Source organism: Rhizobium sp. AN73, from assembly GCF_030757975.1.
Classification (GTDB): Bacteria; Pseudomonadota; Alphaproteobacteria; order Rhizobiales; family Rhizobiaceae; genus Agrobacterium; species Agrobacterium arsenijevicii.
Genome location: NZ_JARWME010000002.1, coordinates 637648 through 650499, shown reverse-complemented (window position 1 = coordinate 650499; position 12852 = coordinate 637648). Strand labels below are relative to the sequence as shown.

Here is a 12852-nt window from a genome sequence, read left to right as displayed (position 1 = left end):
AAGTGTGAACCCGTCGGGTTTGCCTTTGCCCCAAGGGACCTTTTTACAAAGATCCCGAGCGACGCTCGAGGATCCTGTCCCCCGCTCTGTCGCCGCAAACGGCTTCAGGCACAGGCACACCAGGTTCGAACCGGACAGTCAGACATCTGCGATGCCTCAAATCCAGCCTCACCCGTCTCATGCAGGTTGAATGATTAAGGCCAAACCCCGAAGGACATGGCCACCCGCAATCTCGGACAGGAGTTCCGGGTTTCCCCGGAAATCTCCGGCTCCCTGAGAGCCGGAAATTCTTTTATTCACACTCCCCCAAGGGAGCGCGAGAATTGATTAAGCCGAAACCGACGAAGGGTCGATCTTGACGCCCGGACCCATGGTCGAGGAAATGGCAACGCGCTTGACGTAGTTGCCCTTGGCACCCGTCGGCTTTGCCTTGATGACCGCATCGGCGAAAGCCTTGATGTTTTCTTCAAGAGCCTTGGCGTCGAACGAAGCCTTGCCAATGCCAGCGTGTACGATACCGGCCTTTTCGACGCGGAACTCGACAGCGCCGCCCTTGGACGCCTTGACGGCGCCGGCAACATCCATCGTCACCGTACCGACCTTCGGGTTCGGCATCATGCCACGCGGGCCGAGTACCTTGCCGAGACGGCCGACGAGCGGCATCATGTCCGGGGTCGCGATGCAACGATCGAAGTCGATCTTGCCGCCCTGAACGATTTCAACCAGTTCTTCCGCACCAACAACGTCAGCGCCAGCAGCCGTGGCTTCATCAGCCTTGGCGCCACGGGCGAAAACGGCGACGCGAACGTCACGGCCCGTGCCGTTCGGCAGGTTGACAACGCCGCGAACCATCTGGTCCGCATGACGCGGGTCAACGCCGAGGTTCATCGAAACTTCAACGGTTTCGTCAAACTTGGCGATTGCACGTTCCTTGACCATCGAAATGGCGTCGGTGAGAACGTAGAGCTTGTTGGGATCCACGCCTTCGCGGATCTTCTGAATACGCTTTGCTACCTTGGCCATGATCAACCTACCACTTCCAGGCCCATGGCGCGGGCAGAGCCCTCAACCATTGCCATTGCGCCTTCGATATCGGCAGCATTCAGATCCTTCATCTTGGCTTCAGCGATCGTCTTGACCTGAGCCTTAGTGATGGAACCAACCGAAGCACCCTTGCCGGGCGTCTTGGAGCCAGCGGTGATCTTTGCTTCCTTCTTCAACCAATAGGTCATCGGCGGCTGCTTCATGACGAAGGTGAAGGACTTGTCCTGGTAATAGGTGATGACGACCGGGATCGGCATACCCTTTTCCATTTCCTGCGTGGCGGCATTGAACGCCTTGCAGAATTCCATGATGTTGATGCCACGCTGACCAAGTGCAGGACCGATCGGCGGGGACGGATTAGCCGACCCTGCCTTCACCTGCAGCTTGAGCTGGCCCATAACTTTCTTAGCCATTTCTCTCTGCCTTTCAATTCAAACCGGTTTCCCGGTCTCTCTTGGGCCGGATCTCTCCGGCGGCTGCGGTTGCGTGGTGCAGCGCCCTGCCCCGGCTATGGGAGCCCGTTTGCCTTCCACGCGATTGGGGTTTCACCCCTCCAGTCAGACCTTCTCGACCTGACTGTATTCCAGCTCGACCGGCGTAGCGCGGCCGAAAATCGAAACTTCCACCTTCAGGCGCGAACGCTCTTCGTCGACATCCTGAACAACGCCGTTGAACGACGCGAACGGACCATCGGAAACGCGAACCTGTTCGCCGATCTCGAACGAAACCGAAGACTTCGGACGCTCGACACCTTCCTGAACCTGACCGAGAATACGATCAGCTTCATAATCCGGAATCGGAACAGGCTTATTGTCCGAACCGAGGAAGCCGGTCACCTTCGGCGTGTTCTTGATGAGGTGATAGGCCTCATCCGTCAGGTTGGCGCGCACCAGCACGTAACCCGGAAAGAACTTGCGCTCGCTGTCGACCTTACGGCCACGACGCACCTCGACAACCTTTTCGGTCGGCACGAGGATTTTCTCGAAAAGATGAGAAAGACCCTTCTGACGGGCCTTCTCTTCGATCGACTCAGCGACCTTCTTTTCGAAATTCGAATATGCGTGAACGATATACCAGCGCGCTGCCATTTTTTTTATTCTCCGTTCAATCCGTTACCGGCCGACGTTCAGCACGAGGCTAAGCACCCAGCCGATGAGCTGGTCAGCAGCAAAGAAGAACAGAGCCGCAAAAATGACCATCACCAGCACCATTGCCGTCGAAATCATGGTCTCGCGGCGAGACGGCCATGTGATTTTAGACGCTTCGGCGCGAACCTGCTGCAGAAACGTAAACGGATTGGTTTTGGATGCCATTGACTGCCCACGCAATTACGGCGCGTAAAGCCGAACTAATCAGCCCCACGCACCGCGTGTCTGTTTTGACCTTACATAAACGTCGATTCCCCTTTTAACAAGAGGAAATCGACATTCGGCGAAATTCGCCGGAAAACCGGCACCCATCTGCCATGCAGCGATGACCGCGCTTGCGAATGGAAAGTGGCAGGGGCAGTAAGGCTCGAACTTACGACCTGCGGTTTTGGAGACCGCCGCTCTACCAACTGAGCTATACCCCTTTAACACCGTAGACGACCAAGAAAATCACTTGGCCGCTTCGGTATGCGTTCCTTTAAGGCGCACGGAAAAGAATGGCAAGTCTGTTTTTTGTTTTTTCACATAGTCTGGCAAAATACGCCGACACCACGCCTGCCCCGCCACCGCACACTCCTTATTTCCTTGATCTTCCACACACACTTTGCAGGAAAGCCCATGAGTATTTATCTCGTCCGCCACGGCCAGACCGAATTTAACGCCGCCCGCCGCTGGCAAGGTCAGGTCGATCGCCCCTGACGGAACTTGGGCGGCAACAGGCGATGCGCATGGGACAGAGACTCGCCGCGTTGACCAGAACCGATGAGGTGCATATTTTCTCAAGTCCGCTCGGGCGGGCAAGGCAGACCTGCGAGATCGTCGCGGGCGAGATCGGCATGATCGACGGCATCACCCTCGATCCCGGCCTGATGGAAATCGGCATGGGCGCATGGGACGGCCTGACGGATTACGAGATCGATCAGGAATATCCCGGCATGCGCGACGGGCTGGATCAGCACGAATGGTTTTTTCACGCACCCGGTGGCGAAACCTTCGAAAGAATGACGGGCCGTGTGGCCCGCAGTCTGGAGACGATCAGGCAGAGGCAGGCCCGCGATGCGATCGTCATCTGCCACGGCATAACGAGCCGTATATTGCGCGGCGTTTATGCGAACCTTTCGAAAGAAGTAGCACTGCGCCTCGATGTGCCACAGGACGCGTTCTTCCATCTGAACGACGGCGACATCGTGCGGATCGACTGCTGAGCCTTTTCGCGCAACAAAAAAACCCCGCTGTCTCCAGCGGGGTTTTCCTCAAGCCCTTGCGGGTTTGAAATTACTCGACGATCGAGGCCACGATGCCGGCGCCGACGGTACGGCCGCCTTCGCGGATAGCGAAACGCAGCTTTTCTTCCATCGCGATCGGAACGATCAGCTCGACTTCAACCGTGACGTTGTCGCCAGGCATAACCATTTCCGTGCCTTCAGGAAGCGACACGATGCCGGTCACGTCAGTCGTACGGAAGTAGAACTGCGGACGGTAGTTCGTGAAGAACGGCGTATGACGGCCGCCTTCTTCCTTCGTCAGGATGTAGGCTTCTGCCATGAACTTCTTGTGCGGCTTGACCGAACCCGGCTTGCACAGGATCTGACCACGCTCAACGCCGTCACGGGTAACGCCGCGAACGAGTGCACCGATGTTGTCGCCAGCCTGGCCCTGATCGAGCAGCTTGCGGAACATTTCAACGCCGGTAACCGTCGTCTTCGAGGTCGGACGAATGCCGACGATTTCGACTTCTTCACCAACCTTGACGATACCGCGCTCAACGCGACCCGTCACAACCGTACCACGGCCGGAGATCGAGAACACGTCTTCGATCGGCATCAGGAACGGCTGGTCGATCGGACGCTCAGGCGTCGGGATGTAGGCGTCAACAGCGGCCATCAGCTCGCGGATTGCGTCTTCACCGATCTTCTTGTCAGAATCTTCAAGAGCGGCAAGTGCCGAACCCTTGACGATCGGAATGTCGTCGCCCGGGAAGTCGTAGGACGACAGAAGTTCGCGAACTTCCAGTTCGACGAGCTCGAGAAGCTCGGCGTCGTCAACCTGGTCGACCTTGTTGAGGAACACGACGATTGCCGGAACGCCAACCTGGCGAGCGAGCAGGATGTGCTCGCGGGTCTGCGGCATCGGGCCGTCAGCAGCGGAGCAAACCAGGATCGCGCCGTCCATCTGGGCAGCACCGGTGATCATGTTCTTCACGTAGTCGGCGTGGCCGGGGCAGTCGACGTGCGCGTAGTGACGGGCAGGCGTTTCGTATTCGACGTGAGCCGTCGAGATCGTGATGCCGCGAGCCTTTTCTTCGGGTGCAGCGTCGATCTGGTCATACGCCTTGAACTCGCCGAAATACTTCGTGATCGCAGCAGTCAACGACGTCTTGCCGTGGTCGACGTGACCGATCGTGCCAATGTTGACGTGCGGCTTATTGCGCTCAAACTTGCTCTTTGCCATGTGAATTGCTTCCTGTGAACGTGAAGTAGTTTTCCCGGCGAACCGGTTTGGTGTCGCCGTTTAAGGCTTTGTAAGCGAATGCGCAAGACTTAATTGTTAAAGCGCAGTCGCGCACGCTCATAGCGTGCCTCAAGGCGCCTATATGGGGTGTTTCTTGCGATATTCAAAGCCGGTCCAGCCTTTCGGCGGACGGGTGGGAAGACACATGGACGGCCCCCTGCCCTTGCCCCCTATTCGCACAATCGGATCACTTAACAAGCTTTTTCTTCATCACAACTTCTTTACCTCGACCGGCATCATGGCTTAAGGAAATTTCATCCCGGGGGGAGACGGGCGAGCGGGACGATGCGCCGGGCGCACCACCTCATGCCACATATTGATCAGCCGCGCGCTCCCGCGCGACCTTATATCCGTTTCAGGACCATTCCATGGAAATCTTCACAGCCGCCGGCTTTACGGCATTCATGCAAGTCATCGCGATCGATCTTGTTCTCGCAGGTGACAATGCCATCGTCATCGGCCTTGCCGCCGCAGGCCTTCCCGCCCATCTTCGCCGCAAGGCGATCCTGGTCGGTATCATCGCCGCCACCGTTCTGCGTATCGGTTTTGCCGCCGTCACCGTGCAGCTGCTTTCCATCGTCGGGCTGCAACTGTTCGGCGGGCTTCTGCTTGCCTGGGTGTGCTGGAAGATGTGGTCCGAACTGCGCGAGGCAGCAGGTTCCATCGAAGACGAAGTGACAGACGAAGAAGCTGACCTCACCAAGGGTCACAAGACCTTCTTTCAGGCCGCGACCCAGATCGTCATCGCCGATGTGTCCATGTCGCTGGATAACGTCCTCGCCGTCGCCGGCGCTGCGCAGGATCATGTGACGGTGCTGATCATCGGCCTCGTCGTTTCGATCGCTCTTATGGGATTGGCCGCCAATTACGTCGCCAAGCTGCTGCACCGCTATCGCTGGATTTCCTATCTCGGCCTGATGGTCATCATCTATGTGGCGCTCAACATGCTCTACCACGGCGTGATCGAAGTCCTGCCCTACATCAAGCCCTATTTCGGCTAGGACCGACTGTCGCATTCCCTTCCCGAAAGGCCTGGAAACGAAAGTTTCCGGGCCTTTTTTCTGACGTGCGGACGCCAAGGCCCCCTCACCCGCACAGCACCGCAGACGCGCCCGGAATACGGAACGGCACACGGGGGAATCAGGTGCGGCCCCCGCTGCAACATTCGGATAAGACAGGGAAATCATGATTTTTCGCCTGTGGGTTTTGGCAATTGAGGTAAGCCACGGGCAAGCCTAGTGAGCTAGTTAATAAGTCATAAAAATAAAAAGAAAGGTAAAGCTGCCAATGGCTTATGACTGGAGCGGCGGTCGTACCCGCCGCCTTCGCCGGATGAAGCTGGGCGCTGTTGCAAGCTCTCTCATCCTGCTGGCACTTTTGACAGCGCTCGTTCTAGGCTGAACGCGCTGCGCGCAATCCAACGCTGAACGGCGGCATGGCAAGGTTTCCTAAAACCGCCCTGCCGCCGCCCCTTCAGGACCGCCGCCCTAAACATATGAAATTCGCAGGAATATCAGCTGCATCTCGCGGTTATGCCGCCCAATATGCGTCACCGCATATTCATCTCGGCCCCAAAACTGCGGCAATGCCTATCGAAACAGCCAATAAATGATGCCAAGAACCATCGTCCACATCAGCAATGATATGGCGAGTATGGCGAGGTAGTTTCGAAATCGTCTGGTCATCCGCCCACATTACCGGCCGGCCACCACGGGAAGGCCGTAACCGTTTGATTGCTGGATGCGGATCGAACCGCAAGATCAACTCTTTCTATCAAGATGCCGAATCGCAAACCATTCGCAGATTTTACCCGCCCGAAAGCGGGGTTGCGGACCCCGCCGAACATAAGCCGACGATGGATTTGCAGAGCACACGAAGACGCCTCACGTCCTTCCTGGACATGATTCAAACACGCTCCGGCTGGCCGAATCGACACGTCGCGCCTTCCGATATGGTTGCGGATGACGCGCCGTTGTTGGGGCAACGGCGATCAGCCGCCACCCCAAAAAACTCGCCTCAGCTCTTCAACGCAGTGTTGCACAGGCTCCAGTAACCGCCGCCCTTCTGAATCCACTTCAGATCGCCGAGCGTGCCGTCATCCTTGTTTTTATGATAGGAGTCGACGCAGGTCTTCAGGCGGGCCTTGCCAGGAGTCTCGCTTGAATATTTCTTATCGACAGCACTCGGAAAAACGACGCCCTTCGGGGCTTTCATCGTTGCTTTCGCGGGTTCTTTGTCGGTTGTGGCCGCGACTTGCTTGTCGTCGGCAGCACTTTCGGCAGCTGCATCGCTACCGCAGAACTTGGCGCGATAGTCATTCCACTTGACGTCCTTCGCGGACCCGTCGGTTTTCGCCGCCTGGTACTTCACGCTGCACTCTTTCATGGTGAGTGCGGCTGCGGGGGAGACAAACGCCGCCGATGCGAGCAGCGCTAAGGATGAGAGAATTACAACCTTGTTAATCATTGAAGACTCCCGTTTGCATGATTGCCGGCAGACTATCCGACCGGACTTTCCGCTTGTCAACGAGCAGTGCGATAAGGACCAAGGGTTTGAACGCATTGCAACATAAGGCGGCTAAGGCTTTAATCGTGGCGCGGATGAAAATATTCGCCTGATCACTCGTCTTCCGGAATAAAGCCGCCTGTCTGGCGTTTCCAGAGCCGCGCGAACAATCCGCCCCGTTCGACCAGTTCCTCGGGTCGTCCCTCCTCAATGATCCGGCCGTGATCCAGCACGATGATCCGGTCCATTCTGGCGATCGTGGAAAGCCGATGCGCGATCGCGATCACCGTTTTGCCCTCCATCACAAGGTTGAGCTTGTCCTGAATGGCCGCCTCGGATTCGCTGTCCAAAGCGGACGTCGCCTCGTCGAGTATCAGGATGGGAGCGTCTTTCAACAGCACGCGCGCAATGGCAACACGCTGGCGTTGTCCGCCCGAGAGCTTGATGCCGCGATCTCCGACAAAGGCCTGATATCCCCTGCGCCCTTCGCTGTCGGCGAGATCGGCAATGAAGGCGTCGGCCCTCGCCACTTTCGACACCTGCTCTATGTCTTCCTGCGTCGCCTCCGGCCGCCCGTAGCGGATATTGTCGCCAACCGAGCGATGCAGCAGCGCGACATCCTGGGCAATCACCCCGATATTGCGGCGCAGGCTCGCCTGCGTGACATCGCGAATATCCTGACCGTCGATGCGAATGGCGCCATCCTGAATGTCGTAGAAACGCAGGAGCAGGTTGACCAGCGTCGTCTTTCCCGCGCCCGACAAACCCACAAGCCCGACCTTCTCCCCTGCCCGGACGGTGAGCGACAGATCATCCACCACCGGTTTGCCGGACTTGTAGGCGAAGCGGATATTGTCGAAATGTATTTCTCCACGCGAAACGGTCAGGTCTGTGGCATCCGCTCTGTCGGTAATGGTCGGCGGCGTCGTCATGACAGGCATGGCGTCCTTGATCGTGCCTATCGCCTGAAATATCTGCTGGCCCATCTGCAAAAAGGTGAATGTGTGCCCGGAGAGCCGTTGCAGAATATAGACGGCACCGACAAATTCCCCGACCGTGATGAAGCCCTTCACCAGACCGGAAAAACCGACCGACAGGATCGCCAGCCATAGCGCCATGTTGAGCGCAACGACGACCAGTTCCGACATGCGGTAGACTCGCTGTTCCTTATGCTGGGTGTGGACGGACTTGTTCAGGATACGACGGATAGCTCCCGCCTCGCTGTCTTCGGCGGCGAACTGCTTGATCATCTGCATATTGCTGTAGAGATCGGTGATCGCGCCGGAGACAAGGCTTCGCTGTTTTGCCGACCGCCGCGACCGCTCCGTGAAGACAGGCGCCAGTTTGACGGCGAGAATCACATTCAGCACGATCCAGATCAACACCGGCAACGCGAGCTGCCAGGAGAGCGTCCAGAGCAAAACGAGCGAACCAACCATTTGCAGCAGGAAGCGCGGTCCGAGTTGAAACGCGTTGATGATCTGCTGCTGAACGGCCGACGACACCTGCGAGAGGCGCGAAGCCACCTGCCCGGCATAAAGCTCATGGAAAAATGCAAGATCCTGCCGCTCCACCGCCTTGTGGCCCTGCCACTGGATGGCGACCGGCATCGCGATGCCGAGCGTATGCGAGTTCAGCGTGTTGAGAAGAAACGACGCGATCGGCATGGCCGGGAAGATCAGCACGCCGAGGATTGCGAGCAGCAGCCATTCGTTGCGCAGAAATGCCTCCGCTCCCTGCGCGGTCACGCCATCGACGATAACGGACAATCCCCAGATGATCGACAGATTGATGGCCTCCACGGCCATGGACGACAGGGCGAGAGCGATGAGGACGCCGCGAAACATCGAAATGAAATGCAGCAGCACCGCGACCGGGCCTTTCGAGGGCAGCGGCCGGAAGGGAATGTCGAGCGGCCGTATCAGCGTCTCGAAAGGGCGAAATATCGTATCTGAAATCGACATGGGCCTCTCGGATCACAACTTGGTATCGACGGGGAGGAATCAGCTACGCACGCAGCATGGAACCACGGGCAGCTCCCGACCTCAATTGCAAACAATGGGAGGTGTTACCCTTCGCACCTGAATGCAAAGTTCGTCGTCTGCCGAAATACCTCGCGCGAATGGCAACTTCTCGCAGGCTGCGCCGTTTCAATCCTGTCTTCAACCGAAAGGCATTTCTTATGAAACACGTTCTTCTTGCCGGCACTGTGCTTCTCATGATCGCAGGCCAAACCTATGCGCAACAGCCGCCCGCTCCGCCTCCTCCCGCAGGCACCGCTGAAGCCGACAAGCGACCCGATGCACCGCCGCCGCCACCCCCGAAACCAAGGGGACCTGAGGAAGATGGGCCGCACGGCAGGATGCCGCCGCCTCCGCCACCACCTAAGGGCGCTCACTTCCACATCGAAGAAGGTGAGGTAAAGGTCGACGTCAAATGTGCAGATGACGAACCGATGAAAGCCTGCGCCGATATTCTGATGCAGATCATCGACAGGCTCGACCAGTAGAGCGCGTTCGGAGCGTATAAGCAAAGGGGCGGCTCAGGAAAGCCGCCCTGTCAGCCAGCGTTCTTGACCTGAAGTCCGTCAGCGCGGAAATGATGGCATGGCAAGCAGAGACGGTTGAAAGAATCATTTGCCGTTACGGGGGCCGGAATTCAGCGAAGAGCGAAGTGATCACGCGACCAAATGACGCCAGAATGCGAACATAGGTGCAAAACTCTTTGAATTTTCAATGGAAAAACGGCTAAAGGCCCTGCAGGCAAGCTGGAGCGGGTAGCGGGAATCGAACCCGCGTATTCAGCTTGGAAGGCTGCTGCTCTACCATTGAGCTATACCCGCGGTGGTGATTTCGATCCGTGCAGAATGGTGGAGGGAGTTGGATTTGAACCAACGTAGGCGTAGCCAACGGATTTACAGTCCGTCCCCTTTAACCACTCGGGCATCCCTCCAGCTTTCTGCTAGGATCGAGCGACCAAGCTCTTCAGATTTCGCTGCGGCGAAGCGCCGTTGCGTCGTCTGTGGCGCGTATATGACGGCCTCGTTCGTTTCTGTCAACACGCCGTTTCACGAATTTTCGGGAAAAAAATTCAAACCTCTTTGCAGGCCTGTGGATTATCGCGGGGGCTGGTGCGCGTCGCGTCCCGGAGATATAAGGCGCCATGAGCAAAGACGATCCAAACGACAAATCCACCCGCGACACGCACTACGCCACCCTGCGCCGTGCCGTACGCGATGCCAAACGCGAGCGGGGCGAAATTCCGACCCCGCAACAGCCGAAGCGCCGGAACCGTGGCGCAGACGACTGGAAGCCGCCGCAGCTTGCGCCGGATCAGGTCCATCTTTACGGCCTGCATACCGTCCGTGCGGCGCTTTCCAATCCCGAACGGCAACTCATCAAGCTGTCGGTTACCCTGAATGCCTTTGCGCGTCTGGATATCGGCGAAGCGGATGCCCAGCCCTTCCCGGTCGAGATTGTCTCGCCGCAGGATATCGACAAGGTGCTCGGCCCCGAGGCGATCCATCAGGGTGTGATGCTGGAAACCAGGCCGCTTCCAGTCAAGAAGCTCGACGCGCTGAAGAAAAGCCCGCTGATCCTCGTGCTCGATCAGGTCACCGACCCGCACAATGTCGGCGCCATCATGCGCTCGGCGGTCGCCTTCAATGCCGGCGCAGTCATCACCACCATCCGCCACAGCCCGACTGAGTCAGGCGTATTGGCGAAATCCGCATCCGGAGCGCTGGAACTCATCCCCTATATCCAGATCACCAATCTGGCCGATACGCTGGGCGAGCTGCACAAGCTCGGCTTTTTCTCGGTCGGCCTGGATTCGGAAGGCCCCGCCCCGATCGAGCAGACCTTCAGCGGCGCAAAAATCGCGCTGGTGCTGGGAGCCGAAGGCAAGGGATTGCGTCAGAAGACCCGTGAAACCGTCTCGGCGCTTGCCCGTCTCGACATGCCGGGCGAGATCAAATCGCTCAATGTATCGAATGCGGCGGCCATCGCCCTTTATGCAACGCAGCAATTTCTGGGCAAAGCGTCGTCCTGACGCTTGACCTTCCTTGCGAAATCACAAAGCGCAACGCATGCTGCGCCTTTGACATTCGCAAGGAGCAAATCCCGACATGACCGACCTGCCCATCAAACCGACCGGCGAGCTGACGCTGCGGACGCTCGCCATGCCGGCCGATGCCAATCCGGCCGGTGATATTTTCGGCGGCTGGGTCATGTCCCAGATGGACTTGGCCAGCGGCATCCGTGCCGCGGAGCGGTCCCGCTGTCGCGTGGTCACGGCGGCGGTCAAGGAAATGGCCTTCGAACTGCCGGTAAAGATCGGCGACACGCTGTCCATCTATACCGATATCGCCCGTCTCGGCCGCACCTCCATTACACTCACGGTCGAGGCCTGGGCACAGCGGTCGCGTTACGACAAGCTGGAAAAAGTCACCGCCGGCACCTTCATCATGGTGGCGATGGACGAAAACGGGCAGCCGACGCCCATTCCTCCGGCGGAGTAAGGCGCTATGGAGGCCGCCGTCAACGCCGCGGAAGCCTATTCGCATATCCGTGCCGTCATGGGCATGGTGGTCGGCCTCAGCCTCGCACGCCTGCTGACCGGCCTTGCCGGTTTCGTGCAGCATCCCAAAAAGAACGTATCTATCTGCTGCATATCGGCTGGGTGGCGTTCCTGTTTCTGATGCTGGTACATTTCTGGTGGTGGGAACATCGGCTTTCCGCCACCGGCCACACCCTCGGCTTCGGCGCGTTCCTGTTCCTCATCCTGTTCTGCTCGCTGTTCTATTTCCTGTGTGTGCTGCTGTTCCCCACGGACATGAAGGAATACAAGGGATACGAGGACTATTTCTTTTCGCGCAAAAGCTGGTTCTTCGCGTTTCTCGCCGCACTTTTCGTCACCGATGTCGGCGATACGCTGCTGAAGGGGCAGGACTACCTCTCCTCGCTGGGCGCAGAATATCTCATCCGTACAGCTATTTACGTCATTCTGTTCACGCTGGCGGCTTTCATCAGCAATCGCCGCTTTCACAGGTTCCTGGTGGTTTTTGCGCTGATCTACCAGATCGCCTGGATTTTCCGCACCTACGACCTGCTGGCCTGAACAACGTCATTCCGGCGCCGGATGACAAGGAAAAAAGGCCGCGTCTTTCGCCATCGTGTCGCGGTGACACGGCCCGATAATTATGGCATTTCGCTGAAATGGGATTCATTCGCAGGATAATGCAGGACAGAAGTTCGGCTGGCGCCATCGCCACGCTGGCGGTCCTGCTTTTTCTGCTGCAGGGCCTCGTGAATGGCCTGACCAGCGGCAACATGGCCTCAGCCGCGCTGGCGACCGGTGAGATCATCTGTTCCAGCCACATGCCAGAAGGCGATTCGGGCAAACAGAACCCGGCCTCCAACCCTGCCGGCAAGCTCGCCGACAATTGCTGCGGCACGCTCTGCCGTCTGGCATCCACCACCATTGCCGCTCTCCCAGTCACTCCCGTCGAGCGCGCGGACAGGATCGTCCCGGCGGTCGAAGTCGACTTTCTGGACCGCGACACGGCATTGCCGCCGCCACCACCCAATCTGGAATCGCACCCACGCGCCCCGCCTCCCTCTCTGCAAATTTGAAGTGCGATCCG

13 protein-coding genes, 3 tRNA genes and 2 pseudogenes are annotated in these 12852 nt (G+C 58.2%); 7 read left to right on the top strand and 11 right to left on the bottom strand.

The genetic code is table 11. The annotated features are described in order from the left end of the window. Window positions 1-327: 327 nt before the first annotated feature. The 6 genes from rplA to RBH10_RS13090 all read right to left on the bottom strand — a co-directional run bounded on the left by rplA (window position 328) and on the right by RBH10_RS13090 (window position 2870). Entirely contained in the window at window positions 328-1023 is a 696-nt protein-coding gene (rplA, locus tag RBH10_RS13115; protein WP_045017060.1) for a 50S ribosomal protein L1, read from the bottom strand. 2 nt (window positions 1024-1025) lie between these two features. Beyond that, window positions 1026-1457: a 50S ribosomal protein L11 gene (gene rplK, locus RBH10_RS13110; RefSeq protein ID WP_045017058.1), complete on the bottom strand. Its 432-nt coding sequence runs from the start codon at window positions 1455-1457 to the stop codon at window positions 1026-1028. A gap of 144 nt (window positions 1458-1601) precedes the next feature. After that, window positions 1602-2132, bottom strand: a complete 531-nt coding sequence (gene nusG / locus RBH10_RS13105; RefSeq protein WP_045017056.1) for a transcription termination/antitermination protein NusG — start codon at window positions 2130-2132, stop codon at window positions 1602-1604. 24 nt (window positions 2133-2156) lie between these two features. Next, window positions 2157-2357: a preprotein translocase subunit SecE gene (gene secE / locus RBH10_RS13100; RefSeq protein ID WP_003507689.1), complete on the bottom strand. Its 201-nt coding sequence runs from the start codon at window positions 2355-2357 to the stop codon at window positions 2157-2159. 184 nt (window positions 2358-2541) lie between these two features. Continuing rightward, window positions 2542-2617: transfer RNA gene (locus RBH10_RS13095), tRNA-Trp, on the bottom strand. A 25-nt stretch (window positions 2618-2642) separates the two neighbouring features. Continuing rightward, window positions 2643-2870 carry a hypothetical protein gene (locus tag RBH10_RS13090; protein WP_306180642.1) on the bottom strand — a complete coding sequence of 76 codons (228 nt, stop codon included), beginning with the start codon at window positions 2868-2870 and terminating at the stop codon, window positions 2643-2645. On the opposite strand from RBH10_RS13090, the pseudogene RBH10_RS13085 reads away from it, so the two are divergent. Continuing rightward, window positions 2811-3397, top strand: a pseudogene (locus RBH10_RS13085) (histidine phosphatase family protein). The gene RBH10_RS13090 and the pseudogene RBH10_RS13085 overlap by 60 nt on opposite strands. A 70-nt stretch (window positions 3398-3467) precedes the next feature. Here the strand turns inward: RBH10_RS13085 and tuf are convergent. After that, entirely contained in the window at window positions 3468-4643 is a 1176-nt protein-coding gene (tuf, locus tag RBH10_RS13080; protein WP_174373528.1) for an elongation factor Tu, read from the bottom strand. Between the two features lie 428 nt (window positions 4644-5071). Between tuf and RBH10_RS13075 the strand changes: the two genes are divergently transcribed. Further along, on the top strand, window positions 5072-5704 hold the full coding sequence (locus RBH10_RS13075) for a TerC family protein (protein ID WP_045017049.1): 633 nt from the start codon (window positions 5072-5074) through the stop codon (window positions 5702-5704). 1015 nt (window positions 5705-6719) lie between these two features. Here RBH10_RS13075 and RBH10_RS13070 read toward each other — a convergent pair. Together RBH10_RS13070 and RBH10_RS13065 are read right to left on the bottom strand one after the other, a co-directional pair. Beyond that, window positions 6720-7169, bottom strand: a complete 450-nt coding sequence (locus RBH10_RS13070) for a hypothetical protein (RefSeq protein ID WP_045017046.1) — start codon at window positions 7167-7169, stop codon at window positions 6720-6722. A gap of 152 nt (window positions 7170-7321) precedes the next feature. After that, entirely contained in the window at window positions 7322-9172 is a 1851-nt protein-coding gene (locus RBH10_RS13065) for an ABC transporter ATP-binding protein (protein ID WP_281036901.1), read from the bottom strand. A gap of 218 nt (window positions 9173-9390) precedes the next feature. On the opposite strand from RBH10_RS13065, the gene RBH10_RS13060 reads away from it, so the two are divergent. Continuing rightward, entirely contained in the window at window positions 9391-9717 is a 327-nt protein-coding gene (locus RBH10_RS13060; RefSeq protein WP_281036902.1) for a hypothetical protein, read from the top strand. Window positions 9718-9976: 259 nt separating this feature from the next. On the opposite strand, the gene RBH10_RS13055 is transcribed toward RBH10_RS13060, so the two are convergent. Both RBH10_RS13055 and RBH10_RS13050 read right to left on the bottom strand, forming a co-directional pair. Then, window positions 9977-10050 (bottom strand) — tRNA-Gly (locus RBH10_RS13055). A gap of 25 nt (window positions 10051-10075) precedes the next feature. Next, window positions 10076-10160, bottom strand: a tRNA-Tyr gene (locus tag RBH10_RS13050). 210 nt (window positions 10161-10370) lie between these two features. Between RBH10_RS13050 and rlmB the strand changes: the two genes are divergently transcribed. The 4 genes and pseudogenes from rlmB to RBH10_RS13030 all read left to right on the top strand — a co-directional run bounded on the left by rlmB (window position 10371) and on the right by RBH10_RS13030 (window position 12841). Then, window positions 10371-11258, top strand: coding sequence for a 23S rRNA (guanosine(2251)-2'-O)-methyltransferase RlmB (rlmB, locus tag RBH10_RS13045; protein WP_281036903.1), 888 nt, complete (start codon window positions 10371-10373; stop codon window positions 11256-11258). A gap of 76 nt (window positions 11259-11334) precedes the next feature. Further along, window positions 11335-11727 (top strand): acyl-CoA thioesterase, encoded by a 393-nt coding sequence (locus RBH10_RS13040; RefSeq protein WP_038491466.1) that lies wholly within the window; start codon window positions 11335-11337, stop codon window positions 11725-11727. A 6-nt stretch (window positions 11728-11733) separates the two neighbouring features. Continuing rightward, window positions 11734-12326, top strand: a pseudogene (locus RBH10_RS13035) (hypothetical protein). Window positions 12327-12424: 98 nt separating this feature from the next. Next, window positions 12425-12841, top strand: a complete 417-nt coding sequence (locus RBH10_RS13030) for a DUF2946 family protein (RefSeq protein ID WP_281036904.1) — start codon at window positions 12425-12427, stop codon at window positions 12839-12841. Window positions 12842-12852 lie beyond the last annotated feature (11 nt).

Coding starts and splice junctions, on each gene's coding strand:
- rplA (WP_045017060.1), bottom strand. CDS start 1,023: ATGGCCAAGGTAGCAAAGCGTATTCAGAAGATCCGCGAAGGCGTGGAT.
- rplK (WP_045017058.1), bottom strand. CDS start 1,457: ATGGCTAAGAAAGTTATGGGCCAGCTCAAGCTGCAGGTGAAGGCAGGG.
- nusG (WP_045017056.1), bottom strand. CDS start 2,132: ATGGCAGCGCGCTGGTATATCGTTCACGCATATTCGAATTTCGAAAAG.
- secE (WP_003507689.1), bottom strand. CDS start 2,357: ATGGCATCCAAAACCAATCCGTTTACGTTTCTGCAGCAGGTTCGCGCC.
- tuf (WP_174373528.1), bottom strand. CDS start 4,643: ATGGCAAAGAGCAAGTTTGAGCGCAATAAGCCGCACGTCAACATTGGC.
- RBH10_RS13075 (WP_045017049.1), top strand. CDS start 5,072: ATGGAAATCTTCACAGCCGCCGGCTTTACGGCATTCATGCAAGTCATC.
- RBH10_RS13070 (WP_045017046.1), bottom strand. CDS start 7,169: ATGATTAACAAGGTTGTAATTCTCTCATCCTTAGCGCTGCTCGCATCG.
- RBH10_RS13065 (WP_281036901.1), bottom strand. CDS start 9,172: ATGTCGATTTCAGATACGATATTTCGCCCTTTCGAGACGCTGATACGG.
- RBH10_RS13060 (WP_281036902.1), top strand. CDS start 9,391: ATGAAACACGTTCTTCTTGCCGGCACTGTGCTTCTCATGATCGCAGGC.
- rlmB (WP_281036903.1), top strand. CDS start 10,371: ATGAGCAAAGACGATCCAAACGACAAATCCACCCGCGACACGCACTAC.
- RBH10_RS13040 (WP_038491466.1), top strand. CDS start 11,335: ATGACCGACCTGCCCATCAAACCGACCGGCGAGCTGACGCTGCGGACG.
- RBH10_RS13030 (WP_281036904.1), top strand. CDS start 12,425: ATGGGATTCATTCGCAGGATAATGCAGGACAGAAGTTCGGCTGGCGCC.